General features: G+C 33.7%; 20 protein-coding genes. 8 read left to right on the top strand and 12 right to left on the bottom strand.

All coding sequences use genetic code 11. The features are described 5' to 3' along the window. Positions 1 to 13: 13 nt before the first annotated feature. The 4 genes from PBT91_RS10485 to PBT91_RS10470 form a co-directional block, all read right to left on the bottom strand. A complete protein-coding gene (locus tag PBT91_RS10485; protein ID WP_270058417.1) occupies positions 14 to 919 on the bottom strand; it encodes a pirin family protein in 906 nt (301 codons plus the stop codon). Positions 920 to 979: 60 nt separating this feature from the next. Then, positions 980 to 1,723 (bottom strand): NYN domain-containing protein, encoded by a 744-nt coding sequence (locus PBT91_RS10480; protein ID WP_270058416.1) that lies wholly within the window; start codon positions 1,721 to 1,723, stop codon positions 980 to 982. Between the two features lie 129 nt (positions 1,724 to 1,852). Continuing rightward, positions 1,853 to 2,725, bottom strand: a complete 873-nt coding sequence (locus PBT91_RS10475; protein WP_270058415.1) for a cation diffusion facilitator family transporter — start codon at positions 2,723 to 2,725, stop codon at positions 1,853 to 1,855. Positions 2,726 to 2,788: 63 nt separating this feature from the next. Continuing rightward, positions 2,789 to 3,655 carry a DUF1853 family protein gene (locus tag PBT91_RS10470; protein WP_270058414.1) on the bottom strand — a complete coding sequence of 289 codons (867 nt, stop codon included), beginning with the start codon at positions 3,653 to 3,655 and terminating at the stop codon, positions 2,789 to 2,791. A gap of 246 nt (positions 3,656 to 3,901) precedes the next feature. Here PBT91_RS10470 and PBT91_RS10465 point away from each other — a divergent pair, with 246 nt between their 5' ends. The 3 genes from PBT91_RS10465 to truA are packed head-to-tail and all read left to right on the top strand — an operon-like array spanning position 3,902 to position 5,426. Beyond that, positions 3,902 to 4,318 carry a hypothetical protein gene (locus PBT91_RS10465; RefSeq protein ID WP_270058413.1) on the top strand — a complete coding sequence of 139 codons (417 nt, stop codon included), beginning with the start codon at positions 3,902 to 3,904 and terminating at the stop codon, positions 4,316 to 4,318. Positions 4,319 to 4,323: 5 nt separating this feature from the next. Further along, entirely contained in the window at positions 4,324 to 4,578 is a 255-nt protein-coding gene (locus tag PBT91_RS10460) for a hypothetical protein (protein ID WP_270058412.1), read from the top strand. A gap of 59 nt (positions 4,579 to 4,637) precedes the next feature. Beyond that, positions 4,638 to 5,426, top strand: a complete 789-nt coding sequence (truA, locus tag PBT91_RS10455) for a tRNA pseudouridine(38-40) synthase TruA (RefSeq protein WP_270058411.1) — start codon at positions 4,638 to 4,640, stop codon at positions 5,424 to 5,426. A gap of 6 nt (positions 5,427 to 5,432) precedes the next feature. Here truA and recQ read toward each other — a convergent pair whose 3' ends face one another. Then, positions 5,433 to 7,541 (bottom strand): DNA helicase RecQ, encoded by a 2,109-nt coding sequence (recQ, locus tag PBT91_RS10450; protein ID WP_270058410.1) that lies wholly within the window; start codon positions 7,539 to 7,541, stop codon positions 5,433 to 5,435. A 98-nt stretch (positions 7,542 to 7,639) separates the two neighbouring features. On the opposite strand from recQ, the gene corA reads away from it, so the two are divergent. The 3 genes from corA (at position 7,640) to PBT91_RS10435 (ending at position 11,350) form a co-directional block, all read left to right on the top strand. After that, on the top strand, positions 7,640 to 8,728 hold the full coding sequence (corA, locus tag PBT91_RS10445) for a magnesium/cobalt transporter CorA (RefSeq protein WP_270058409.1): 1,089 nt from the start codon (positions 7,640 to 7,642) through the stop codon (positions 8,726 to 8,728). A 41-nt stretch (positions 8,729 to 8,769) separates the two neighbouring features. Beyond that, positions 8,770 to 9,942 carry a lactonase family protein gene (locus tag PBT91_RS10440; protein ID WP_270058408.1) on the top strand — a complete coding sequence of 391 codons (1,173 nt, stop codon included), beginning with the start codon at positions 8,770 to 8,772 and terminating at the stop codon, positions 9,940 to 9,942. Positions 9,943 to 10,912: 970 nt separating this feature from the next. Further along, entirely contained in the window at positions 10,913 to 11,350 is a 438-nt protein-coding gene (locus tag PBT91_RS10435) for a cold-shock protein (protein WP_270058407.1), read from the top strand. 284 nt (positions 11,351 to 11,634) lie between these two features. Here the strand turns inward: PBT91_RS10435 and PBT91_RS10430 are convergent, their stop codons facing one another. The 6 genes from PBT91_RS10430 to PBT91_RS10405 form a co-directional block, all read right to left on the bottom strand. After that, a complete protein-coding gene (locus PBT91_RS10430; RefSeq protein ID WP_270058406.1) occupies positions 11,635 to 13,716 on the bottom strand; it encodes a glycoside hydrolase domain-containing protein in 2,082 nt (693 codons plus the stop codon). A 3-nt stretch (positions 13,717 to 13,719) separates the two neighbouring features. Further along, positions 13,720 to 14,961: a YdcF family protein gene (locus tag PBT91_RS10425; protein WP_270058405.1), complete on the bottom strand. Its 1,242-nt coding sequence runs from the start codon at positions 14,959 to 14,961 to the stop codon at positions 13,720 to 13,722. A gap of 61 nt (positions 14,962 to 15,022) precedes the next feature. Beyond that, a complete protein-coding gene (locus tag PBT91_RS10420) occupies positions 15,023 to 16,687 on the bottom strand; it encodes a RagB/SusD family nutrient uptake outer membrane protein (RefSeq protein ID WP_270058404.1) in 1,665 nt (554 codons plus the stop codon). 11 nt (positions 16,688 to 16,698) lie between these two features. Continuing rightward, complete coding sequence (locus PBT91_RS10415; protein ID WP_270058403.1) at positions 16,699 to 20,073, bottom strand: SusC/RagA family TonB-linked outer membrane protein; 3,375 nt, start codon at positions 20,071 to 20,073, stop codon at positions 16,699 to 16,701. Between the two features lie 29 nt (positions 20,074 to 20,102). Continuing rightward, positions 20,103 to 20,705, bottom strand: a complete 603-nt coding sequence (locus PBT91_RS10410) for an RNA polymerase sigma factor (RefSeq protein ID WP_270058402.1) — start codon at positions 20,703 to 20,705, stop codon at positions 20,103 to 20,105. Beyond that, positions 20,695 to 21,657 (bottom strand): FecR family protein, encoded by a 963-nt coding sequence (locus PBT91_RS10405; RefSeq protein ID WP_270058401.1) that lies wholly within the window; start codon positions 21,655 to 21,657, stop codon positions 20,695 to 20,697. Before PBT91_RS10405 ends, PBT91_RS10410 begins: the two co-directional genes overlap by 11 nt. 1,436 nt (positions 21,658 to 23,093) lie before the next feature. Here PBT91_RS10405 and PBT91_RS10400 point away from each other — a divergent pair. Together PBT91_RS10400 and PBT91_RS10395 are read left to right on the top strand one after the other, a co-directional pair. Continuing rightward, on the top strand, positions 23,094 to 24,092 hold the full coding sequence (locus PBT91_RS10400) for an IS110 family transposase (protein ID WP_270058314.1): 999 nt from the start codon (positions 23,094 to 23,096) through the stop codon (positions 24,090 to 24,092). 111 nt (positions 24,093 to 24,203) lie between these two features. Then, on the top strand, positions 24,204 to 25,175 hold the full coding sequence (locus PBT91_RS10395; RefSeq protein ID WP_270058400.1) for an IS110 family transposase: 972 nt from the start codon (positions 24,204 to 24,206) through the stop codon (positions 25,173 to 25,175). A gap of 99 nt (positions 25,176 to 25,274) precedes the next feature. On the opposite strand, the gene PBT91_RS10390 is transcribed toward PBT91_RS10395, so the two are convergent. Continuing rightward, positions 25,275 to 25,862 carry a hypothetical protein gene (locus tag PBT91_RS10390; RefSeq protein ID WP_270058399.1) on the bottom strand — a complete coding sequence of 196 codons (588 nt, stop codon included), beginning with the start codon at positions 25,860 to 25,862 and terminating at the stop codon, positions 25,275 to 25,277. Positions 25,863 to 25,999: the final 137 nt, after the last annotated feature.

The raw sequence follows: 25,999 nt of genomic DNA, 5'->3' as shown, positions 1-25,999 counted from the left end.
GTAGAAATTTTTTCTATTCCGTCCATCGTCCCATCTTTCCTGCCTGGAAGTCCTGATAAGCTTCGTCTATTTCCTGCATGCTATTCATCACAAAAGGACCACGAGCAACCACAGGTTCTTCAAAAGGAGTGGCGAAACCAAACAACAAAATGCTTTCTTCTGTTGCTGAAATTTGAAGTTTAGGATCATCGTTATTAAACTCAGCTAAATGTCTTTCCTGTACTGTTTTTCCGTTTACTTCTAAACTTCCTTTGATTACATAAAAGAATATATTCTGAGAAATAGGAATATCAATATTTAAACCTGAATTTGCTTCAAAAAATACGGTAGATAGATTAATATCGGTAAAGGTTTTAAAAGCACCTTTTATACCAATTAACTCACCTGAAACTACCTGAGCTTTTACTTTTTTATCTTCGGTAATTGCAACAGGAATATCATCTTTTTGTAAACCTATATATTTAGGTTTTTCCATTTTATGCTTTGCGCGAAGATTTACCCAAAGCTGTAAGATTTCAAGATCACCACCTTTTTTCTTAAATTCTTCCGAAGAAACTTCAGCATGTATAAGTCCGCTACCGGCCGTCATCCATTGTACACCGCCGCTTTCAATAACACTTTTATGTCCGCCAGAATCTTTGTGCGCAATATCGCCATCTAAAATAAAAGTCACGGTTTCCATACCACGATGTGGATGTGGGCCAAATGGCAAGCCATTGTTATTTTCAGGATATACCTGTGGACCATGATGGTTTAGGAAAATAAAAGGATCGATCATTTGCAAGCTCGCCGTTGGCAAAGGAGAATAAGTAACTAGATCTCCTATAGGACGCCATTCTGCCTGATGAATTTTCTTTAAACTTCGCATAATTTTTTTATTAAAATTAAAAAAAGGAAACCATAAGGCCTCCTTTTTCATTATAAATTTTAACTAACATGTGAGTTAGTAGCTTGGTTCAGCGTAAAATTATAGAAAAAATTACTCTTTATTTCTAACAAAAATAAGTTTGAATTTGCTGTTGTTATTATTCTCACGCGATTCTATTTCAAATTGGTCTATAGAAGCGATCATTGGAGTTAATTTTTGAAATCCATAATTACGGGAATCAAAATTGGGTTGTTTTTTCTGTAGCAAACTCCCTACGTCTCCCATAAAAGCCCAGCCGTCATCATCTGCAACATCAGATATGGTATTGGCAATGTATTTAATTACACGTGGTGTTAAGCGATCTACATTCGATTTTTTAGGTTGCTTTCCTTTTACTGCTTCTGGTTGTTCTTCTTCTTTATCTTTATTTTTCAGAATCTCTAGATATATAAAACGATCGCAGGCTACGATAAAAGGATCTGGTGTCTTTTTTTCTCCAATACCTATAACGCGCTTCCCGGCTTCTCTTAATCGGGTGGCCAGCCGTGTAAAGTCACTATCACTGCTCACCAAGCAAAAACCGTCAACTTTGTTAGAATATAAAATATCCATGGCATCGATAATCATGGCAGAATCGGTTGCATTTTTACCTTGTGTATAGCCATATTGCTGTATGGGACTTACAGCGTTTTCTAGTAAGACAGATTTCCATTTAGAAAGATGTGGATTAGTCCAATCACCATAAATACGTTTTATAGTAGGATTACCATGTTTTGCAATTTCTTCCATCATTTCTTTGACATAGGCCGAGGGAATATTGTCACCATCTATAAGTACCGCTAGATTATTATCCATTCATTTCAATTTTATACAAAGGTATTGTTTTATAAGAAAAAGTAATCCTTATTAGATTAGCTTTGTTTTAATGATGAGCGGAATTTGATTTAGTTGTATTTTACACTTTCCTGAAGCGATCAAGGAAATTTAATGTGATGGCTCTACATGAATAAGAACATCGGCAATTTCAGGAAGTTCAGCTACTAGAGTATCTTTTACCTCATGCGCAATATCATGGCCTTCTTTTACGCTTATTTGAGCATCAACATTAATGTGAAGATCCACATGAAATGTCATTCCGGTTTTACGAACAAAACACTTTTCAGTATCTAGCACTCCGTTTACAGATTCAGCAGATTTTCGAATATCTTCGATAAGATCATCATACATATGCTCGTCCATAATTTCGCCCAGAGCGGGTCGCAATATTAGATACGCGTTAAATAAGATAAATCCAGATGCTAGGAGTGCAGCCCAATCGTCTGCGCTTTCGTAACCATCGCCCATAATTAACGCAACGGTAATCCCGATAAAGGCAGTTAGAGAAGTGATAGCATCACTACGGTGATGCCAGGCATCTGCTTTTAGGGAAGTACTTTTAGTTTCATCACTTTTCTTAGAAACAATTCTATAAAAAGTTTCTTTGATAATAATGATTATGGCTAAAATGATAAGGGTGTATGGTTCTGGAATCTCATGCGGAGTTCTTATGTTTTCGATACTTTCGTAGGCAATTACCGTAGCAGATACGATTAAAAATCCAACAACACCAAAGGTTACCAATGGCTCTACGCGCCCATGCCCATATGGATGATTATCATCGGCAGGTCTTGCGGCGTATCGAAGACCTAAAAGGACTAGGATAGAAGAGAAGACATCTGCGGTAGATTCTATTGCATCTGCAATAAGTGCGTAGGAGTTTCCAAAGAAGCCTGCTAAAAATTTCACTACGGCCAGTACTCCATTTCCTGCTATACTTAGGTAGGATGTCTTAATCGCTTCTTTAACCTTGTCACTCATTTTGGAAAATTAGGACGCAAAGGTACAAGCAAAAGCTGTACTGCTTAAGTAATTCCTGAAAATTTACCACCAGACCACAAAAAACTGCTCTATACCTTTGTCTGTCTTCATCCAGACTAAAGGAGCTTTTTTATTTTTTATAAATTTCTTTATCTGCGGAAGAATTTCCTGATACGAAAACCATGCTTCATTTTTAATAGGATCTACCGGCCAAAACTGTTTTTGTGGGCTATAAAAATATTTTGTTTCGTATTTATTTGAAGCAAATTCTTTTAACGTAATATAATATCCTTTGATGCAATCGTTGTTGATTTTAGGAAAAGTGCTGCCTAGTAGATTCTTTGGTACAAATAAACTCGCCTTATAGCACACTTTTTGAATGATATTTTTAGTAGGTATATATTTCCCATTAAGGATATCCTGTGTTCTTTTTTTATAAAGTAGCGGAAGTTGCTTAGATTTCAGTTTATCGATTTTTTCGAGTAAAGAATCCCTGCGATTAGGGCCAATCCATCTGGAAAGTTCGTTTTTATAAGAAGGATCATACACATAGAATTTATACACTAATTCTACATGTATAGATTGATTCGTGTCTTTCTCTTTCAGAATAAAATCTAACTCGCCTAAAGTTTTTTTATCTTCGAAAATTTGCAGGTTACTAATTCTTAGATCGAAAATTTTCGAATTTAAAATCTGAAATTCGAAAAATCTTTCTACTCGCTTTCCCAATACATAAATATCCTTTATTTGATTTTCCAGTCTCGATAAATCGTTGAAGTTGACTGATTTTTTGGGTAACTCGAAAGCATGCAATCCAAAAAAAATAGTATTGGAATCCCAGATAGTGGGAGCTGCTAAAAAACCGTTTATTTCGTCTTTTAAATCGATAAATATCAAATTAGTAATAGCGCAAAAGTAGAGTTTATTCATTTGCTTACCTAATATAGCTTGTTTACTAATTTTTATATTTATGCTAAAACGTTATACTTTGTTAAATTATTTAATTTGTAAGATTTTATTTATTTTTGCGTAAATATTAGCATTTAACCCTATAAAAATTGCTTTTAATCGTTTTTTTTAAATTTAATTGTAAATGTAATTCGCGAAAACCTTAGACTTTGAAGTTTTAATTATAACTGATAGTCTATGAAAATTTTTAATTACTTTGTTTGTTTTATGCTGCATTTTAAGATGTGGGCACAGGTTGGTATTAATACAACATCACCCGATATATTAATGACGCTGGACGTTAATGGAAAAGTAAAGATTAGATCCATCGATGAAAAACTGAACCTAGAGCTTAGCGATCATATTTTATTGCCAACCGCTGATGGTGTAATAAAAAAAAATAACGTACAAGAATTATTAAATACTTTAAATATTAGTAATGTTAATGGTACGGTCTCCGAACTTGTTACAAATAATTCAACAACACTTGCTAATATTACATTATTGGGAGATTGGAGAGCTATTAATTTTGCACCAAGTGATGGCAAAATTGGTTCAGAGAATTTTGAATTAGCGAGGATTATTATAAAGTTCCCGAAGATGGTATTTACAGTATCAATTATTTTTACAGGTCTAATTCTTTAACTTCTTTGGCTTTTGGTGGTGGTGGGAGATTAGGAATTCTGAAAAAACCTGTATCAACTAATCTTGTAGAGCTTTTGGAAGAAGAAGCTTTAGCATTGCTTAGTAAAGGTACTAGTTTGTTTAAAGTGCATTCTGAAATTAACACACTTCAGCGCCCAAAAAAAGGAGATCAAATAACATGCGCATTATCTTCTGGGGTATCTGCAAGTTTATTAAGCATAGCAAAAGCAGCATTCAATATTTATAAAATTTCAGACTGATTATCTTTTAGATTTAGCTAAAACTGCAAAACTCTCTTACTTTTGTAGAAAATCTAAGAATGCAGAGAGTCCGTTATTATTATCTTATAAAAGTGCAATATTTAGGTTATCGTTTACACGGCTGGCAAAAGCAACCAAATTTAAAAACGGTAGAAGGTTTGATCACGAAAACGCTCCGTTATGTGATGCCTGAGGCAAAATATAAAATACTGGGTTGTAGCCGTACCGATGCTATGGTATCTTCAAATGGATCTGCTTTCGAACTTTTTGTAGATGAAGAACCTCTGGAAGATCTTGAAGCTTTCTTAGGGCTTTTTAATTTAAATTTACCACAAGATATTCGGGTTACTAATATTGAAGAAGTAGATGCAAATTTTAATATCATTCAGCACTCTAAGATCAAGGAATACGCCTATTTATTCTCTTTTGGAAGTAAAAATCATCCATTTTGCGCGCCATTTATGGCGAACTTTCAGTTTGATCTGGATATTGAATTGATGAAAAAGGGTGCAGATCTTTTTAATGGCATACACAATTTCAGAAATTACTGCGTTCGAGTTTCAGAAAAAAGTACGTTTGAGCGTGAAATATTAAAGGCTGAAATTGTAGAGAATGATCTTTATACCGCAAATTTCTTTCCGGAGAAATCATACATCTTCCAAGTTCACGGAAAAGGTTTTCTACGCCACCAGGTGCGCTTAATGATGGGCGCTATGATTCAGTTAGGACGAGGTGAATTTACTTTATCTCAAATCGAGCAAAGTCTTACTGAAGGTAATGATCATTTGCAAATGAATTATAGCGCACCGGCAAGCGGACTTATCCTAAACGACATGCAATTCGAATAAAATTATTTAGTCTTCATTTTCGATAATTTTAAGAGCAATTTTTATATTGTTGTAGGGAATTGCTTCTTCAAAATGTTCAAAATAAGGTTTTAATTTATCTGGATCACCAAGTTCTTTTTTTGCTTTTCTAACTGCTTTTATATCAGATTTTGATACAAACTTTGTTAAATCGATATTTTCGCCCTCTTCATAAAGCTTTAAAAGATGAGACATAATTGTAATTTCAGAAAGTTCTCGTTCTTTGGCGATTTCTTCAGGAGTTTTTCCTTCAGCATAAAGCTCACCTGTGATCTTATAGGTTTTTCCTTTTTTTTGTTTCTTGCGGGTTCTTTTTTGCTTAGAAAACGAGATGATTTCTTTTATGAAGCGATATCCATATTCTTCCATTTTCTTGCGGCCAACTCCATTTATGAGCAAAAATTCTTCATCGGTCATTGGTCGTGAACGTTCCATTTCTTTTAAAGTGGCATCGTTGAAAATAAGATAAGCCGGGATTTCTTCTTCCCTCGCAATCTCTAACCTAAGTTGGCGTAATTTTTCGAAAAGTGAATTTTCTGAAGCAACTTGATCTGAAGTTTGGGCAGATGTTGAGGTTTGGACTTTACGATCTGGAATTTTAGCCAAATGTACTTTACTTCCTTCAAAAAGAACCGCTTTGGCATGTTTAGTCAATTTTAAAGCATTACCCTGATGGAAAGCAATTTCAGCATACCCCAAATTAATTAACTGTAGTATATACTGTTGCCAGTTATTCCAAGAAATATCTTTGCCAACGCCGTAAGTTGATAGTTGATTGTAATTTTTAGATAGCGTTTGCTCATTTTGGCTACCACGCAGCACATCTACAACTGTAGTGATAGGTTCTTTGCCTTTTAGTCTATAAATACAAGAAAGTGCTTTTTGTGCAGCAACTGTCCCGTCAAAAAACTGTGGTGGATTTTTACAAATATCGCAGTTGCCGCAATCTTCTTGTTTGATCTCCCCAAAGTAACTTAGCAATATTTTTCGGCGACATGTTAGCGCTTCAGCATATTGTTTCATTCGGTCTAACTTGGCAATCTGGATATCTTTATTCTTAGTGTTTTCAGCAAAACGTTGTAGCTGTACAACATCTGCATAGCTATGAAATAACAACGTATCTGAAGGTAAACCATCACGCCCGGCGCGCCCAATTTCCTGGTAATAACCCTCCAGATTTTTAGGCATGTTATAATGAATAACCCAACGGATATTGGATTTATCGATCCCCATTCCAAATGCGATGGTAGCACAGATAATTTCGGTTTTATCGTTTATAAAATCGTCTTGAATGCTCTCGCGTTCTTCATGTTTCAATCCCGCATGATAAGCCTTTGCATCAAGACCTTTTTGCTGGAGTTTTTCGGCAAGTTCTTCTGTGTTTTTTCGGCTAAGACAGTAAATTATTCCGCTTTCATTAGGTCGGCTTTTAATGAACTTTGCGATTTGCTCAAATCGTTTGATTCCCTGCCGAACTTCAAGACTCAAATTTTTTCGATCGAAAGAAGAAATATGTTTTTTGGCATCAGGAATACTAAGCTGTTGGCAGATGTCGTGGCGTGTCGCCTTATCTGCTGTAGCGGTTAATGCAACTATTGGAGTTTTAGAAAATCGATTCTTTAAATACCCAAGTTGGGTATAAGCTGGTCTAAAATCGTGTCCCCAGCTGGATATACAATGCGCTTCGTCGATAGCAATTAAACTAACGGTTTCTTCAGTTAAAAATCGATCTAAAATCTGCAAACTTTCAGGAGCGATATACAGTAATTTCAGTTCATTCTTATCAATTTTCTGAAAAATGCTTTCTTGATCTGCCGAATCCTGGCTACTATTTAAAAATTCAGCTTCAATACCATTTGCTTTTAAACCATCTACCTGGTCTTTCATCAAAGCGATAAGCGGAGAAATAACGATAGTAAGTTTTGGTAATAAAATTGCGGGTAACTGGTAACAAATAGATTTACCGCCACCGGTAGGCATAATCACTAAATTATCATTCCCTTCGAAAATAGATTGAATGATAGTTTCCTGTAATGGTCTAAACTTGTCGTAACCAAAATATTCTTTTAGTGTATTATGCAACTGCTGTTTCTCCATATTGCAAAGTTAAAAAAGAAAGCAGCCTGGAAAAGCCAAAAATAAAAATCAAGTTGAAATTAAGGAATATTATTACATTTAGCTTCTAAACTTGTCTTATGTCGAAAACAAAAAGGAAACGACTCTCGCTGCGCAGACCTAAGTCTAGCAAAGCCCTAAACCAAATTCCGGGAACAGTAACCTATGTTGGAAATAAAGAACATACTGAAACTTTATTAGATGTAATTGATTATAATGCAAATCATTTTGAGCGTTTTAAATCAAAGAATCCACAGGATGCCTTAAATTTTGTAGATGAATCTAAAATTACCTGGATAAATATCGACGGTCTAAATAATACCGAAGAAATTGAAAAGCTTGGTAAATACTATGAGCTGCATCCTCTTATTTTAGAAGATATTGCAAATACCAATCAGCGGCCTAAAATAGACGAGTATCAAGATTATCTTTTTATTGTAGCCAAAATGCTTTATTATAATGCAGATGGAACTTTAGAAATAGAGCACATTAGTCTTGTAGTTGGTAAAGATTATGTTTTGACTTTTCAGGAAGCAGGAGGTGATGTTTTTGATGGCGTACGGGAGCGAATAGAGCAAAAGAAAGGACGTATAAGAAATCGCAAAGCAGATTATCTTTTGTTTGCGTTGCTAGATGCTATTATCGATAATTATTTTGTGGTTATAGAAGATATTAGTGAGAAAATTGAAGGATTTGAAGATCAACTTTTTCTTAATAATCAGGATGATGATCTGGTAAGGGAAATTCAGGAATTAAAAAGAGCCATTGTTAGAATAAGAAGGGCGGTTTTTCCGTTGCGTGAAGTACTTGGCAGATTAGAGAAAATTCAGCATCCCATAATCGAAGAAAAAACAGGGAATTATTTACGGGATTTAGTAGACCATATTATTCAGATTTCAGAAAATATAGATATTTATAGAGAGATGATCTGGAGTTTAATGGATATGTATATGACTACAATTAGTAATAAAATGAATGAAGTGATGAAAGTGCTTACCATCATGGCTTCTATTTTTATACCGTTAACATTTATTGCTGGTATCTACGGAATGAATTTCGAATATATGCCAGAATTAAAATGGAAATACAGCTACTTTGTTCTTTGGGGGGTAATGATCGTGGTTTTCTTTTTAATGCTTTATTATTTTAAACGAAAAAAATGGCTTTAAGCTAAAATTTCCAAATTACCTTTGTGATTAAAATAATGAATATGATCAATAAAAAATTGGCTATAGCCATGGTTTTTACAGGCCTCTCACTTACTGGTTGTAAAAATGAAAACAAAGAAAGTGAAGAAAATATTTCTAAAATGAATGAAAAGAACGCAAGTTTAAATACCGCATTCATAGGCACCTATACAAAAAAGGAAGGTCATGTAGATGGCAAGGCCGATGGTATTCTGTCCATAAAACAAGATCCTGAAACAGGTGAAATAAGATTAGAAAAAACATTAGCTGAAGTTACCAATCCATCCTTTGTAAAGCTTACCAGTGATAACAAATATTTATATGCTGTAAGCGAGTTAGGAGATAAAGACGGAACCTCTGGCTTTATACATAGTTTTCAGGTTCAGGATAATGATAGTTTATATGAAGTAGATAAAGTTTCTACAGAGGCCTTTGCACCATGCCATATCGAAATAGATAAAACAGATAATTTTGCTTTTGTATCTAATTACATGGGTGGAGTAGTGGTGATGTATCGCATTCAGCAGGACGGAAGTTTAGAAAAGCATAAGCAGCTTAATATGCCAAATTCGGAAAAATCGCATACCCATTCGGTTTCAATTTCTGAAGATAACAAGCATGTTTATATCTGTGATCTTGGTTTAGACAAAATTTGGATCTACGATCTTGATGCCGAAGAAAAAACAATTCAGAAAAATGAACAAGAATCGGTTTCTTTAGCAAAAGGTGCCGGGCCAAGACATTTCGAATTCAGCAAAGATCAAAAATTTGCTTACAGTATGAACGAATTAAATAGTACTATAAGTGTTTTTAAGGTGGAAGAAAATGGAGGTTTAACATTACTAAATTCGGTTTCTAGTATTCCCGAAGATTTTGAAGAAGATAATAGCGGCGCCGATATTCACATTTCGCCTTCAGGAGATTATTTATATGCTTCTAATCGCGGTCATAACAGTATTGCTATTTTTAAAATCAATAAAGAAAACGGGGAGATTAAGCAATTAGGTTTTGAAAGTACTAACGGAAAAACCCCGCGTAACTTCGCTATATCTAAAAACGGAAGTTATCTTTATGCAGCCAATCAGGATTCTGGCGATATCCAATCGTTTAAGATTGATGAAACAAATGGTACATTAGAAGCTTTGGGAGATCCAGTGGCCGTACCAACACCTGTTTGTATTGAATTTTTAAATTAAATCCAGTACAAACAAGATCAGGGATTATAGAAATAATTTTTCTGCGTGCCTAATGTATTAATACAAATCTTTAAAATTATAGTTCAGCGCTTATCTGAGTTTAGCTATTTAATATGCTGAAAAGAAGGAATTCAAATTTGACTTTTCTTTAAGCGCTTTTCCAAAAGATGTAAAATAATTTATGTCACAGCTAAAGCAATATTTCATAAAAAATTGAGTTATTTAAAGAGTTATAGTCGTTACACTATAAATAGCATATAATAAATCTTTAAACGAAAATTTTTAGGTTGATTTTACGGTCGCGATTAACCAAACCTTATAATTTCCAACTTTTAGCGGCTTAGAAAAAGCTTTAGTCTTTTGATTAAGGCTTTTTTGTTTTTAGATAATTCCAACTATGATAATATGTTGACTAATTAATAATTTAGAAATAAATTATTATTAATTTGTTAATATTGAATCTGTTAAGAAGTATTTCTTTAAATTTATATTTGTCGTAAATAAATTGAAATGGAAAAGAAGGGGGCAATTCTGAAATAATCGTCACACCCCCTTTTTATTTCAATCTATATAAGAATTAGCCCGGGGATGGAGTTTAGGGACTGCATCCTTTTCTTTTTTTAGATAATAAGTTGCTCTCCTTTATCGTAAAGAATAGAAGTAGATCAGAAAACATCAAATTATCCCAATAAGCTCACGAATAAATAGTATATTTGCAATATATTTCAAAAATGGTATTTGCTGACTTAAATAATGATTGATGTATTTAATCGATCTTTCAATTTTCATTTTTCAGCTACCAATTAGTATGTACAACCAATTCTCAGCATTATTCATTCACGCTGGGTTTATCTTTCTAAAAAGCACATTGTGATATTATATGTGCATCTTTAAGTACTATAATTCTAAGAAATATCGAATATGTTCAGCAATATTTGCTGAGTACTAAATATTAATCTAATTATTTTATATGGGAGACTCCTTTTCTAAAAAACAAAATGCCAAAAAGAAATTATTAAAGAAGAAGCTGAAAGCTCAGCGAAGAGAAGAACGCAAAACAGAAAATGACAAGGGTAAAAGCTTTGAAGATATGATTGCGTATGTTGATGAGAATGGAAATTTGACTGATACCCCGCCAAACGAAAGTAAAAGGCAGGAAATTAATGCGGAAGATATTAATCTGGATCACGATCGAGAAGAACGGGTAGAAACTCGTAAAACAGGTGTGGTAATTTCTTATTTTGATAGTAAAGGCTTTGGTTTTATTAAAGAGGACGAATCTGGAGAGAATATATTTGTTCACAGTAATGATGTGCTTAAGCCGTTATCTGAACGCGTAAAAGTGAGCTTTAAAAAGGAAATGTCTCCTAAAGGTTTTAAAGCAACCTCTGTGGATGTTTTAGACTAAATGAATAAATATCTAAGACGGAAATTGATTCAATTTCCGTCTTAGATATTTTTTAAAAATTATATGTATTCTATAAATTTTAGACTGAAATAGGCTTTGCTAGAAATACATCGAATATTGATAAACAGATTATAATATCCAGAGTTTAATTGAAATGCTTAATTAATTGGATTACCTAAAAAAGAATATTTTCCAGATATTTTACTAATCTTTAATTTATTCACAAATAGCTCCTTCTGGCAATAGATTAAGCCTAAAAATGTATTAAAATTTCGCACTTTCTCTTATAGCGGTTTTTCTAAATTCGAAATCCATTGATTTTTTATTCCCCATTTTTTATTTGGTTTAGAAGAAGTCTCTAAAATTAAATCCCCACCTTTTCTAATTTCATCTTGAGTTAGCCAATTTCTTTCAATTTTTACGCCATTTAGATAAGCTGATTGAATATAGAAATGATCCTTATGATAATTTTTTACCCTTATTGTAAATGAATTATCATTATCAACCTTAATCTTAATAGATTTAAATATTGGAGCCGTTAAGTAATAAATTGGATCTCCCACATTAGCAGGGGAGAGGCCCAAGCTTCTCATTACAAACCATGAAGACATGGTACCAGCATCATCATCCATAGTTCTTAGATAACTTTTTGGCTGTAATTTGTATATCCTGCCTACATAAGGATCTACTCCTTTACTATTATTATTAAAATAATTTTGAACTACAGTATCTAAAAGTAATTCTCTAAATAGCTTTTGCGATTTCCATGGTTGTTTAGTTGCATTATAAAGTCCGGGTACTTGTAAATCTGGCTGATTTGCATGATTATAATTATTATCATTGAAAAATTGGTCTAGCTGTTTTAAAAATTCATCCTCGTTTCCAGTCAATTTTTTTAAACCGGCTATGTCAAAAGGTACGAACCAACGATATTGCCAAATAGTTCCCTGGTATAATCCCCTAGCTTGCATATTATCTATGTCGGGTTTAGATAAATCAGCAAAATCATTTAACCACGCGTTTTTATACTCCGATGCTTTCTCTTTATACTTTTTGCTTATTAGTGTATCGTCAATAATCTCAAATATTTCAGAAATTGCCCAATTATCATAAGCGCTTTCCAATGCTTTATTTGGTGAAGAATAGTCGAGTTGATCTGCTTCTTTAATAAGGTGTTTTTTTATGGATTCAAAATCAATAGGATACCCTTTTTTGTAAGCATCTAAAAGTACTACGCTTGCATGTTCTGTTCTTACGGTTGGGGAAGGCTCATGTTCAGTAGCCCAATCTTTTTTACCAAATTTATATAAATTACCTATTGACTTTGCGATCGATTCAAATTTTTCTGGATATAATAAAGATAACATTGGTAATTGCTCTCGATAATTGTCCCAAATTGCCCATCCATTGTAAACCGGATGTTTAGATTTTTGCATTGAGCCGTCTATAGCCCGATAGGTACCATCGTTTTCAGAAATTAGGTAAGGCGCTTGAAGCCCTCTGTATAATAAAGAATAAAATAGTTTTTTACGTTCTGTTTCTCCTTCAACTTGAACTTTTGAAAGCAATTTTTCCCAAGATTTTGCAGTTTTCTTTTTTATGGTTTCAATAGAGTCAGAATTATTTTTGATTTGTTTTTGGGCATATTTCGTATTTACAGAAGAGAAACCTATTTTAACTTTCATATTAGCTAGTGTATCTTTTCGAGTGGCTAATAATACATGGTCATCAATTCCCTTAATCGTATCTAAATTATCAATTTCAATGCTATAATAAATACGATACTTTCCGGCACCGCATGTAGTTTTTGTATCGATAAATCCTGAAATCGTATTTTCGTTGATTGTATGCTCTTCTGCAACAAACCTGTTTTCGAAGGCATAAGATAGATCAATTAAAATACTACTCTTTTTTTGGGGAAATTGATATTCATGGATACCGAAATTATGGTTAACACTCATTTCAGCTTTTATTCCATTCTCAAAAGCAACGCTGTAAAATCCAGGAGTAGCTTCCTCTTTTATTTTACGTAGTATAGTATTTTTATTATCTTCTAATATTGGTTTAATTAAAATATTACCACCACTTCCTTTGCAACCAACACCCTCTATCCTTGTATGGGTGAAACCATCAAAATTTTTTGCATAATACTCATAGCCTGTGTGGGTATGAGGATTTGTTTGCGGTCCAATGCTCATCATATTAAAAGGAGAAGAAGCTGCGGGAGACATTTGACCATGATCCCCAGATGTTCCTAAAAAAACATTTACTTGATTTGTTGATGTTTCTTTTCTTTTTTTATTACGCTCTGAACATGCTAGAGTTGTGCATATGATTATAAATAATAGCAAGCAGTTTTTATTCATAATTTAAGGATCTAAGGGTTCTAATGGATTTTGTTGTAATGACGTTTTTAATGGTACAAACTCTACAGCCGTATTATTTATTCTGGATTTAATTTTAGCCGGTAAATAGCCTAATTCTTTTACACAACGGTCTAGAAAATTGTTACTGCTAACATACTGGCTGTGTCCATTGTTTGTAACAACAAGATGAGCTTTGCTCATAGGGATATTATATTGAATATATAATCTTGCGGTATTTCTTAGGTTAGTAGTGGTATGCCTTGCATGTGGTTCTATGATAATATGATCTTCAGGGATATGATATTCAGTAATTAATTCTTTTTTCATTTCTATAGCTTCGCAGTATTCAGCCCTAAAAGGATGGGCGTGACCACCACTTACTACTATTATTGGCGCTTTTCCATCAAGATATTCCTTCACTCCAAGTTTAATATTTAATTTCCCTAATGCCGAGAGGCGATCACGATAATTTTCAGGGCCGTTACCCAAAATTAAAATCGACGCGTAAGGGAATGCTTCAAAATCGATATTCTTAATATTTTCAACTGTTTTTTTGTTTTCTAATTTTTCTAAAGGTTCATAGCGAGCTGCTTCGTCACGATGATTAAGATACAACAGCGATAATGCTAAGTTTAGGGAAGGGCTAAACCAGGTTTGCTTCTCTTTAGTTTCAGAATAAATATGCTTACTCCACATTTTTACTGCTCCCTTATAATAATCGCTAGTTACATCATAAGAAACAGAATCTATGCTTGCATATTGAGGTAATTTTCCTTTTCCGTAGGTATTTAGAATGTGATTAATTCCTTCAGCATTAAGATTCCATATTTTTTGAATAAATTCTTGATCTTCCAAATCGTTATATAAAATATAAGCTCCAGAATTACGAATATCGGCATTTATAAAATTCCTGAATTTTTTGGAATCTTGAAAAATTCGGTATAGATTTTCGGTTATTTTTTTAGCGCTTTTTGTACTAAATATGTATGGAGATATAAGGCTATCTAGATTTTTCGAATCCTCTTTTAATACTTTTGAAATAGCATCTTTTTGGTCTTTAAATATTTCTGATAATATATCGTCCTTAATCAAAATTTCTTTAATCACATTATCATTTTGAATAGCATTTAGTAAATAAAAGTTTTTTTGGGATAAGGTATTATACACTTCAGGACTGGAATATTCCTGAGCATAGCTTGTAATATAAGCTATAAAGATTACTAAAAATAGCAGGTGTTTTTTCATAATTTAAAAAATAAAAACAGGGGCTGTTTCCAACCCCTGTAAATAATCAAAACAAATCAAACTAGTACCCATCGTTTTGGGTAACTAAACCGTCTTCTAAACCATCGATATATGCTTGTGGAATTGGCATATATTCGTTTTTTCCAGCAGAAAATTCTGCATTAGATAAATGTGATCTTCTATTTTTCTCTACTTCAAGATAATCGTTAATCACTTTGTCTGCGATTCCCCATCGTACAAGGTTAAAGAATCGATGTCCCTCAAGCGCCAATTCTAATCTGGACTCCATTCTAACAGCTTCTATGGCCGCGTTTTGATCTGTCCAAGGGGAATTATAAAGTTCTATTTGATAATTCCCGGCATCCTCAGATCCATCTAACGTTTTTACGTAAGCCGAATTTTTAGCTCTTTCCCTTATTTGATTCACCAACTGGCGTGCTTCTTCCAGTTTACCTAACTCTGCGGCAGCTTCAGCTTTCCAAAGAATTACCTCACCAAATCTTATAATATAGTAGTTTAAAGCACTTACATAAGGCCAAACTTCTAGATGGTAAGCTGAGTTAGCCGAAACTATTCGTTTTTTAGGGCTAAATTCTCCGTAAGTGGCCAGATCTCTTGCCCAATCAGCTTCGTAAAGAATATCAAGATCTTTATAAGGAACACCAGGTCTTCCCAATGTAATATCAATTCTAGGATCTACAGCATCACTATCAGTTAAATTTTCATTACTTTTTGCTGGCAAACCATTTGAATTTACCTTAAATGCATTAACTAAATTCTGTGATGGTCTATGAAAACCATATTGCGAATAAAAAGGGCCGCCTGGCGCTAATAAACGATCACCAATACTACCATTATAATTATCTGGTTGCCCATCGTTAATACTGTGTTGAACAGCGAAAATAATTTCTTTATTATTATCATTCTCAGGTAAGAATAATTCCTGAAAATCGTCCATAAGTCCGTAATTACTATTCATCACATCGCTAGTGGCATCATAGGCCAATTGCCATTTTTTCTGAAATAAATAGGTCTTAGCCAAATATGCCTTTGCGGCTATGCTGGTAGGTCTTCCAACCTCAGTTTGAGTTTCTGGTAATACGCTTTGGGCTGCCTGAAAATCTTCTTCAATTTTACCCCATAATTCTTCTGAAGTAAATTCTGTATTCGATTTTGCATAATCCTGAACCTCCGCAGCCGATTCGTCGATATAAGGAATATGATTGTAGATCTTTTTTAATTCAAAATAATAATGGCCACGTAAAAAGCGTAATTCTGCCTGGCGTTGGGTTTTAAGGTTTTCCTCGAAATTTTCTGAAGCGGCCAATAAACGCATAGCTTCATTTACTCTTTTAACACCTTCATAAAGCGCCATCCATTTGCGTTCTATATCTAGCGTGGTAGGGTTGGTATTAAAAATTTCCATTTGATGAATATTATTTTGGTCACCAGTTCCACCACCACCTTTATAAGCATCGTCTGAAATAACATCTCCAAAACTCCAATTTGAAGCAGGAGAGTTGTAAGCATTAGAAGCGCCGTCAAACTGGCCATTTAGAACACTATAGGCTGAGATTATGGCTCTTTCTACATTTTCGGGTTTAGTCATTTCTTCCGGCGAAACTTCTCCATAGGTTACTTCGTCCAGATAATCATCAGAGCATGATATAGTGCTTATACCTATAAATACAAGCACGAGTTTTAAAATTCTAGAATTCATTTTCATTTTAGTGCTTTTTAAAAGTTAAGATTGAAACCAAATACAAATGTTCTTGATGGTGGGTAAATTCCTCTATCAACCCCAATGTCAAGATTTCGGCTACTGCTGGAATAATTTTGAAGTCCGATTTCAGGAGTCATTCCACTATAATCTGTAATTGTAAATAGGTTACTGGCTTGTGCATATAATCTAAGGTTTACATCTCGGAATATATTTTCTGGTAGCGTGTAACCTATTTGCAAATTATTTAATTTTAAATACGATCCATCTTCTACGTAGTAAGAGGAAGGACGAATATTATTGTTGGGATCATCCAGACTCAATCTTGGAATATTTGAACTTGAATTTTCTGGAGTCCACGCTCCCAATAATGAAGAATCTTTGTTGTATGCAGATTGGTTGAAAAATTGAGTCTTATACTTGGTAAGATTATAAAGATCGTTACCAATACTTCCATTAAAAAACATTCCCAGATCAATGTTCTTATAATTAAGTTTAACATTAAAACCAAAGACCAAATCGGGATGAGGGGAGCCTATATAAGTACGATCATCATCGTCAATGACACGGTCATTATTAATATCTCTAAAGCGAATATCACCTGGTTGAGCATCTGGCTGAATACCGTAAGTATCGACTTCTTCTTCGCTTCTAAATAGACCTTCTGCTTCATAACCAAAGAAAGATGCGATAGGTTGACCAACCGTACTTCTAGAAACTTCTTGATCGAAATTTACACGATGTAAAGAAGAACTCGGGATTCCTAAATAAGCTACGCTATGTAGTTCTGTTAATTCATTTTTATATCCAGAAAGATTCAATCCCAGATTATATCCAAAATTATCCTTTTTATCACTATATTCAATATTGAGTTCATAACCTTTATTCTCCATTTTGCCATCGTTGATCCATTGGCCATCGTTGGTACCACCGTAAGTTAGAGGCACTGCATTGTACACAAGAATATCTTCAGTGACTTTATTATAAACTTCAGCAGTAACATTAAGCTTATTATTTAGGAAGCCAAGATCTACACCAATAGTGCTTTGCGTGGTTGTTTCCCACTGCAAATTTGCATTTGGTACACGTGTTTGGGTTAAACCGGTAGAAACTGAATTCTGCCCGCCACCTATTGCATAATCGCTGTAATTCGAATTGTTGCTATAACTATCTACGGTAGAGTAGGAAGGAACCTGTTGGTTTCCTGTTTGGCCCCAACTGGCACGAAGCATCATACTTGTAAAACCATTTCCAAGATCGAAGAAATTTTCTTTATCCAAACGCCATCCTAAAGAGAATGCCGGGAAAGTTCCCCAATTATTATTTGCTAATCTAGAAGTACCATCACGTCTTACGGTAGCAGTTATCAAGTATTTTTCATCAAAATTATATTTAACACGGCCAAAATAAGAATTCAACTTCCATTCGTTTGCACGACCACTATTCAATTGATTTTCTGTACCAAAACTTAAATATCTAAAGTTTGGATCTTCATAAAGAAAGTTTTGTCTTGATGCTGAAAAGTTTTCCTGATAATATTCTATAGCTTCCTGTCCTGCTAAAACATCTAAATTATGATCTCCGAAAGATCGCGTATAATTGATCGTATTGGTAAAGGTGAACTGATAATTGTAACTATTTTCAGTACCTAGGCTGTTTATTGTGTTTTGTGCAAGAATTTCGTCATAAACGGGACTAAAACTTCTGTAGTTAAAATTGTTGTAGTCTAAACCAAATGAAGATTTAAATTCAAAATCACCAAAATTAAGGCTAGCAAAAGCATTACCAAAGGCGCGAACGTTTTTACGATCATTATCTTTACTTCTGTATAAACTTCCTAAAGGGTTACCGATATCGTTAATAGGATTACCCGCAAAGTTTCCATTATTATCCTTTACAGGAATAATAGAGGGGAATTGAAATGCATTATATACAATGCTCCCTAAAGAGCTGTTGGTACCTACCGAAACTTCTTTGGTATATGAACCAGAAAAATTTTCTCCAATAGTTAACCAATCTGTAACATTATAACTTGAATTAAATCGTGCTGAATAACGTGCAAAATCGGTATATTTTATAACTCCTTCTTGGTCGTAATACCCTAGAGAGAAAGAATGTTGTCCTTTTTCGGAGCCTTTTTGAATAGAAATATTGTAATTCTGAATTAAAGCAGGACGCATAATTTCATCAACCCAATCCACATCACCACTTGGTATCGTTTGCTCGTCGTCTAGCCATTCTGGAATTTCAGCTTGATTTGGATTGTTTCCATAAATATCGTGAGAAGGAGTTTGGCCGTCATTCTGATAAGCTTGCCATAAAAGATCCCCGTATTGTTGCGCATTAAGCATTTGTGGTAAATTGAAGGCAGATTGTATACCTGCATAACCATCCATGCTTACCGAAAATGAATCTTTGTTCGCCCCTTTTTTGGTGGTGATCACAACTACACCATTTGCTGCACGAGAACCATAGATAGATGATGATGCAGCATCTTTAAGAACCTGTAGACTTTCTATATCTTGCGGATTAATACTACTTAATCCATTTGAGGTAGGTACACCATCAATAATAACTAATGGATCATTGTTGTTAATAGTGCTAAAGCCACGTACTCTTATCGAAGTTCCACCACCAGGACGATTATCACTCATCACCTGTACACCTGGCATTCTTCCCTGTAACATTTCAGTTACGTTTGCCTTTGGTAAAGATTGAATTTCTTCAGGAGCAACCGAGGAAATCGAAGCAGTTATATTTTCTCTTTTTTCAGTACCATAACCAACTACCACTATTTCATCTAATGTGTTGGTGTCTTCCTGTAAAGTAATGTCGAATTCAGTTTGATTAGAAATAGCGACGTTTGCTCTTTGATAACCTACAAAAGTGATACTTAATGTTTCTGCATTTGCAGGAATTGTTAACCTGAAGTTTCCATCAAAATCTGTAGCAGTTCCAATGTTTGTATCTTTAACGTATACACTGGCACCAGGAATAGGCATGTCGTTATTGTCTTTAACCACACCGTTTATTTCATATTGTTGCTGGTTACTGCCATTAGTTTCTTTTACCAAAATACCACTATCGGTTATTTTGAATTGCACAGCAGTGATACGCGTAAGTTCAGATAAAGTTTCTTCAAGATTTGCATTATTAATATTTATGCTAATATTTTTTTGCAAGAAAGCTTGGTCTGATCTGTAAATAAATCGTTTTTTAGCTTGTGATTCAATAAGTTTAAAAACTTTTTCTACGCTAACATTTTTAAGGTTTAAATTGATAACAATCTCAACCTTTGTACTGCTAGCTTTTTTTTGTTCAGTTTCGTTGGCCTCTACAGGAGGGACTAAGGAAAATGAAGCAAGAGCGAGTAATAAAATTTTGCGTTTCATTATTAAGATTAAAGCATTATTTATTTTAGTTAGTAATTCTTTTGATGAAAATCTCGTAGACCTTTACTAATGTATTTCATGGCTAGAGCAATATGGTTTTCTACAGTGCGAGGAGACAGATCCATTAATTCTGAAATCTCACGATATTTAAATCCGTCTATTCTACTTAATTCAAAAATTTGTCTTGATTTTTTAGGAATGGAATTCAAAATCGATTGAATAATCTTTGCATTGATTTCTTTTTGTTCTTTGTCTATAATCTCTTCTTCTGTGCTGGGAGAAAAAAGAATATTGTTCTGTTGAGCGTCTATCGAAAAATTTAAGTGTGATTTTGTAGGTTTTTTTAAGCTGTTTTTTGCGATGACATAGATGTAAGATTTAGGTTTTTCTATTTGTTTTAACTCATTTTTTTTATTCCACAGGATTATAAATACATCGGCAATCTTTTCTTCGACAATGCTGATATCTTTTTGATAGTTTAAACCAAATCGACAAAGCGCCTCATAATATTTATTGAATAAAACCTCTATTGCAGCATATTGTCCTTCAGCTATTTTCTGAAACAAATCCAGGTCTTCCTTGAGCGTGCAATTGGAACTTTTGGGAAGTGGAAGTGGTTTTTTAATTTTCATTAGAAGCTATGATTAGATAATTTTTAGGACTTTTCTTTACCACTTTTACATTGGTGATAAATTCCATAGAGTTTATAAATTCTTCTAAGTTTTGATCTTTAAATGCTCCGGTTATTCTTTGGTTTTCCAGATTTTTATCTTGAATAATAAATTGAACCCCAAAAAATGTTTTGATCTTAGGTAAGGCATCTTTTAAAGAAAGATTATCCAGTAATAAGATATTTTCTTTCCAGGCCAGGGTTTTCTCTGGATTAAAATTTCGTTTGGTAATTTCATTTGTATTCCTATTCCAGCTAAGTTGTTCTTTGGGTAGCAGATTCACTTCGTCATTAGAATGTTTAAATAGAACATTAACTTTTCCTGTAGCTAAGGAGACGGTTTGTTGATCGTTATTAGTATTTATTTCGAAACTGGTACCTAAAACTTTAATTACCATATTTTCGGTATGCACTAAAAATGGTCGTTTTTTATCTTTGGTAACCTCAAAAAATCCTTTGCCTTCCAGCCATACTTCTCTGGGATTTTCGAAATTTTCAGCATATTTTAATTTAGATCCCGAGTTTAAGATCACCTCGCTACTATCGGGCAGTGTAAAGCGAAGACGTTCACCAGCTTCAGCAGTTTTAATATTGGTATAGTTGCTTTCATCTAAAAAAGAAAAGATATAAACACTGGAGGTGACTAGGATAATTATTAAGGCAGCGAAAGCGTAGAGTTTTCTATAACTTGATCTTTGCTTTATTTTGCCTTCAATTTTTTGTTGACTAACTTCATAATTCAATGCTAGATCATTGTCGGGGTATGTCTTCCAGATAGATAAGTATTCAAGATATAATTCTTTAAGTTCGTTATCGATGCTTAGTTCAATTTCAAAAACCGATCGATCTTCCTGAGACATCTCATTGGTTAGATATCTCACACATTTCAATTCTTTAGGAGTAATGTCCTGCATATTCAATTTTCACGTTTACTAATAGGAGCGTGGAAATTGAAAAATCCCCTAGTCGTGAATGTCACGAAAAGGTAAAATCAAAAAAAAGATTCTTAATATTATTTTAACCTCCCCTAGTAAAAACTGAATCAACCAGTTTGGTTATATCTAATTGTGTAAGTAGAAAAATTATGTTTATGCTATTTAAATTTCAGGTAGATGAAATCTTTAGGAAAACATGGATTGTCCGGTGTGGAGTTGAGAAGTAAAGATTGATTTAGTATTGAAAGACTATAGAAAGTATTTATGGATTGTTTTCTTCTAAAAGAGAATGTAGATTACTCATTATTTATAAGATAATTTTCGATGTTTTATTAGTTCAATTTAGTAAATCTAAAAGTTGTGATTTGTTGCGCTGAGACATTGAATCTAGGAGCGTTTTTTTCGTATTGTGCCTGACGGTTACGTTTAACGCTAGTGTGCGGAAATTAGCACACGAAGTTGTCGGCTTATTGTTTTGTTGCTTGGAGTTCTAATTTATCGATTTTGTTGGAATAGCGCATATTGGCCGTTAACCGGTGTTGTGCACAGTACTTCAGATTACTTTTGTTATAATTTTACGTTCCAAGGGATATTTGTTAATCTAGGCATTAATCCCACATAAAATATATAACAATCAAAGTAAACGAATATTTGAAATAGCAATTACTGCTAAAATTATAATTGGAATAAAAAGGCACCATATTTGTATTTTAATAGCATTTGGGTAGTCTCCCAAGTAAAGTTATAGTTCTGTTCTTAATTTGTCACTTATTATCCGTATCTCTTCTTTGTTCGACATTTTGTGAGTATTGTGCACAACTAGTTTGTATATGAAAAGTAGCGTGAAGTTAGCGATTAACTTTCCGACATAAAACAAGCCAAAACTTTTGCATTTTGATTTTATCTTTACTTTTCAAAAGGCAAATCAAAAGATTTGGCGACTTACCAAATATACCAAAATTTCCAGTTTAGAAAAGACGTAGCTATTTTTTATATACATCTTAAGTTTGATTCTTATTAGATTTATAGTATAAATCAGAAAGAACAAAGAGAGGATTAAGGTTATGATATACGGTGAAGCGTTAGACTTCGACAACATTGATAACCCCCTCTCTTTAACTACTTCAATCACGTTCAGTTCCTTTAGATTTGAACCTATAAACAATATACAATTATTCAATAATTATGTTGTTGAAAAGAGGGGGTCTGGGGGAGACTCATAACTAATTAAATTGTTCATATTTTTATTAAAAAAGAACGGGGTGAACTTGGTTTGGTTCTAGAGCTACATCTCTATTCACAGTATTAGTCCCCGCTCTTTTATAACCGGTTACAAAGGACCAAATAGAATACTAATTAGTAATAAGTTACTAAAGGTTTTAGTCAAAGTAACCATTAATTTAATAATTAAAAGTATGGAAATTTTAGAAACTGTAGGTATCGATATTAGTAAAAAAGTGATCGATACACACCTTCACAAAAGAGATCTTTACCAGCAATTTGAAAACAATAAGATAGGGTTCAAACAAATGCTTAAGTGGTTGGAAAAGAATAATGATATTCCTACAGAAAACTTGCTGTTTGCAATGGAGCATACAGGAATCTACGGTTATAGATTATCTCTATTTTTGTTTGAAGAAAACTTTAATTATGTGATTTTACCTGGATTGGAAATTAAACAATCCATGGGAATGACCAGAGGAAAAAATGACAAAGCAGATGCTAAAAGAATAGCTCTCTACGCTTATGAAAAACGTGATCGATTAAAACCTCATGTCCAAAGTTCTGAGAATACCGTTAAATTAAAGCGATTATTCTCACTACGGGAGCGCATGGTAAAACAAAGAGCCGGCTATAAAATGAGCTTAAAGGAGCAATCAGAAATACTTTCAAGAACTGAAAATAAATTACTATTAAAAGTTCAAAAAGACCTTATCAAATATTTGACAAAAGAAATAGATATCATTGAAAAGGAAATAGAAACCATTGTTGCTGAAGATGAGAACCTTAAAAACCAGTACGAGCTAATAATTTCAATAAAAGGAGTAGGAAAACAAACTGCGCTCTATATGATTGTAGTTACAGAGGGCTTTAAAAAATTTGACAGTTGGAGGAAATTCGCCTCTTATTGCGGAATAGCTCCTTTCCCCAATACTTCTGGTTCAAGTATTAGGGGAAGGACCAAAGTAAGCCATTTAGCCAATAAAAAACTAAAAAGTTTATTGGACTTATGCGCTAAGTCTTCTATCCAATACAATGAAGAAATGAAATTGTATTATCACAAAAGAATCGATTTGGGAAAAAATAAAATGTCAACAATAAACATTATCAGAAACAAAATATTAGCTAGGATCTTTGCTGTTATTAATAGGAAATCTCCTTATGTAGATTTAATAAAATATGCAGCAAATTAACATTGAAAATGTGAAATATAATTTGGTTTAGTCATAGAATACTGTGAGGCTTAACCTCCTTTTTAAGTTGTTGTGATCACGGTAGTATGCTCTTTCATCAAATCAGTTCTTATGGATAAATATAAAGAAACTTTTGGAGTTGACATCAGTAAGGATGTCTTTGATGGTTATGGTAGTGTTTGTGGTTATTCTCAATTTAAGAATGACACTTCCGGCTTTAATTTATTTCTAAAGTCATTATCTCAAGATAGCCTTGTAGTGATGGAAGCCACAGGTTATTACTACTATCGACTTGCACAGTTTCTTTACAAAAACGGTATACCGGTATCGGTAGTAAACCCTTTGTCAGTCAAGCGTTTTCTCCAGATGAAACTGGCCAAAGTAAAGACAGATAAAAGCGATTCCAAGGCTATCTGTGATTATGGGTTATCTAATGAAGTTCCACAGTATAATTCTCTCACAGGGGTACAGGCAGAATGCTTGCAACTCTTCGGACTTATGGATAGTTATCTTAAGAAGCGTACGGCTACCAAGAATAAACTTCACGGAGAAGAATCATTGGGTATTCCCTCTAAGTATGTTTATAAGTCTTTACAGCGCGATCTCAAGCACTTAAACAAAGAGGTCAAGGGTATTGAAGAGCGTCTACTTGCACTTGTCAAACAGGAGCAGCAACAACAACTAAGTTTACTTACCAGTATCCCTGGAATAGGAATCAAGACTACTTTATTTTTAGTAATGATTACCGATGACTTCACTAAGTTTGAGAAGGCATCAGAACTCTGCAGTTATGTAGGAATTACTTCAACGATCCGTGAATCAGGGAGTAGTGTAAGAGGAAAAAGTAGAATTAGTAAAGTAGGTAACCAGAAGTTTCGGAACCTTTTATTTTTTTGTGCCTTCAATGCTTGCAAGTACAACAGGGCGTGTAAGGGCCTTTATGATCGTATTGTAGCCAAGGGCAAGATCAAGAAACTTGCTTTGATCGCCGTGGCCAATAAGCTTTTAAAACAAGCCTTTGCTATTGCTAAATCAGGTTTACCCTACGATGAAAGCCATGTGTCTGTTTTAGCAAAAGTATAGGTCAAGAAAAAACAAAAAATGAAACAGTTAAGATCTGATGATACAGGTTTTAGCATGGATCATTTATGTCTCAAATTTAATGTAGAAAAAACTTGGTTTTTACCTCAGTTCTTTGTTAGGGCACGTTTTTTTTTTTTTTAGTCCAAGAAAGTCCATTGTATCCATGTTCACACTAATAAAGAAATCGTCCATAAGTTTGTTAATGAACGAGTCATAATCATTAAATACTTCTTTAATTTTATTAAAATCAGTTTCGTTTGATTCGTGTAAATGTTCCACTTTCTTTGGATGAATTAATTCGTCCCTTTTTTTCTTTAACTTTTTTAAGTCGGAATATTTTTCGTCAAAATACTTTTTTTGAGTTTCTGTTTTATTCCAAGTTTTGCATACTTGTTTAAAAGTCTTTTTGAATTTAGTTTCAAAATCATTTTTGTCCGAATAGTTTTCGTATTTGTCCAGATTATTTAATCCAAAAATATCCGCTTCAATGATTGAGAACAAACCTTTCAAGCAAGCTCTGTATAAAGCATCAAATTGAGTTTTTTCCGTTTTATGTTTTTCGGTCACATTGAGCAATTCCATATAGTCTTTCCGGATTATATTATGAATTTTCTGATAATTTCCCATAGCCACTCCAGCTTTGAGGAATTCAGCGTAATCGTCATATTTTTTAGAATGATTTCCCATTTTTTGTTCAAATGTGCCCTAACGTGTTTGGCTATGGTTTCGTTGCGTGAAAATCCGCGATGATTTTCCTCCGAAAACCGAAGATAGCAAATTTGCGAGGACTTTCCGAGAGGAAATTCAGAAGCAATGAACTATAG

Source organism: Zunongwangia sp. HGR-M22, from assembly GCF_027594425.1.
Classification (GTDB): domain Bacteria; phylum Bacteroidota; class Bacteroidia; order Flavobacteriales; family Flavobacteriaceae; genus Zunongwangia.
Note: the sequence above shows the minus strand (reverse complement) of the source record. Positions and strands in the feature narration are given on the sequence as shown.

Excerpts from the sequence above, each read along its gene's own strand:
- PBT91_RS10485 (WP_270058417.1), bottom strand. The coding sequence starts at position 919 with ATGAAAAAGGAGGCCTTATGGTTTCCTTTTTTTAATTTTAATAAAAAA.
- PBT91_RS10480 (WP_270058416.1), bottom strand. The coding sequence starts at position 1,723 with ATGGATAATAATCTAGCGGTACTTATAGATGGTGACAATATTCCCTCG.
- PBT91_RS10475 (WP_270058415.1), bottom strand. The coding sequence starts at position 2,725 with ATGAGTGACAAGGTTAAAGAAGCGATTAAGACATCCTACCTAAGTATA.
- PBT91_RS10470 (WP_270058414.1), bottom strand. The coding sequence starts at position 3,655 with ATGAATAAACTCTACTTTTGCGCTATTACTAATTTGATATTTATCGAT.
- PBT91_RS10465 (WP_270058413.1), top strand. The coding sequence starts at position 3,902 with ATGCTGCATTTTAAGATGTGGGCACAGGTTGGTATTAATACAACATCA.
- truA (WP_270058411.1), top strand. The coding sequence starts at position 4,638 with ATGCAGAGAGTCCGTTATTATTATCTTATAAAAGTGCAATATTTAGGT.
- recQ (WP_270058410.1), bottom strand. The coding sequence starts at position 7,541 with ATGGAGAAACAGCAGTTGCATAATACACTAAAAGAATATTTTGGTTAC.
- corA (WP_270058409.1), top strand. The coding sequence starts at position 7,640 with ATGTCGAAAACAAAAAGGAAACGACTCTCGCTGCGCAGACCTAAGTCT.
- PBT91_RS10440 (WP_270058408.1), top strand. The coding sequence starts at position 8,770 with ATGATCAATAAAAAATTGGCTATAGCCATGGTTTTTACAGGCCTCTCA.
- PBT91_RS10435 (WP_270058407.1), top strand. The coding sequence starts at position 10,913 with ATGGGAGACTCCTTTTCTAAAAAACAAAATGCCAAAAAGAAATTATTA.
- PBT91_RS10430 (WP_270058406.1), bottom strand. The coding sequence starts at position 13,716 with ATGAATAAAAACTGCTTGCTATTATTTATAATCATATGCACAACTCTA.
- PBT91_RS10425 (WP_270058405.1), bottom strand. The coding sequence starts at position 14,961 with ATGAAAAAACACCTGCTATTTTTAGTAATCTTTATAGCTTATATTACA.
- PBT91_RS10420 (WP_270058404.1), bottom strand. The coding sequence starts at position 16,687 with ATGAAAATGAATTCTAGAATTTTAAAACTCGTGCTTGTATTTATAGGT.
- PBT91_RS10415 (WP_270058403.1), bottom strand. The coding sequence starts at position 20,073 with ATGAAACGCAAAATTTTATTACTCGCTCTTGCTTCATTTTCCTTAGTC.
- PBT91_RS10410 (WP_270058402.1), bottom strand. The coding sequence starts at position 20,705 with ATGAAAATTAAAAAACCACTTCCACTTCCCAAAAGTTCCAATTGCACG.
- PBT91_RS10405 (WP_270058401.1), bottom strand. The coding sequence starts at position 21,657 with ATGCAGGACATTACTCCTAAAGAATTGAAATGTGTGAGATATCTAACC.
- PBT91_RS10400 (WP_270058314.1), top strand. The coding sequence starts at position 23,094 with ATGGAAATTTTAGAAACTGTAGGTATCGATATTAGTAAAAAAGTGATC.
- PBT91_RS10395 (WP_270058400.1), top strand. The coding sequence starts at position 24,204 with ATGGATAAATATAAAGAAACTTTTGGAGTTGACATCAGTAAGGATGTC.
- PBT91_RS10390 (WP_270058399.1), bottom strand. The coding sequence starts at position 25,862 with ATGGGAAATCATTCTAAAAAATATGACGATTACGCTGAATTCCTCAAA.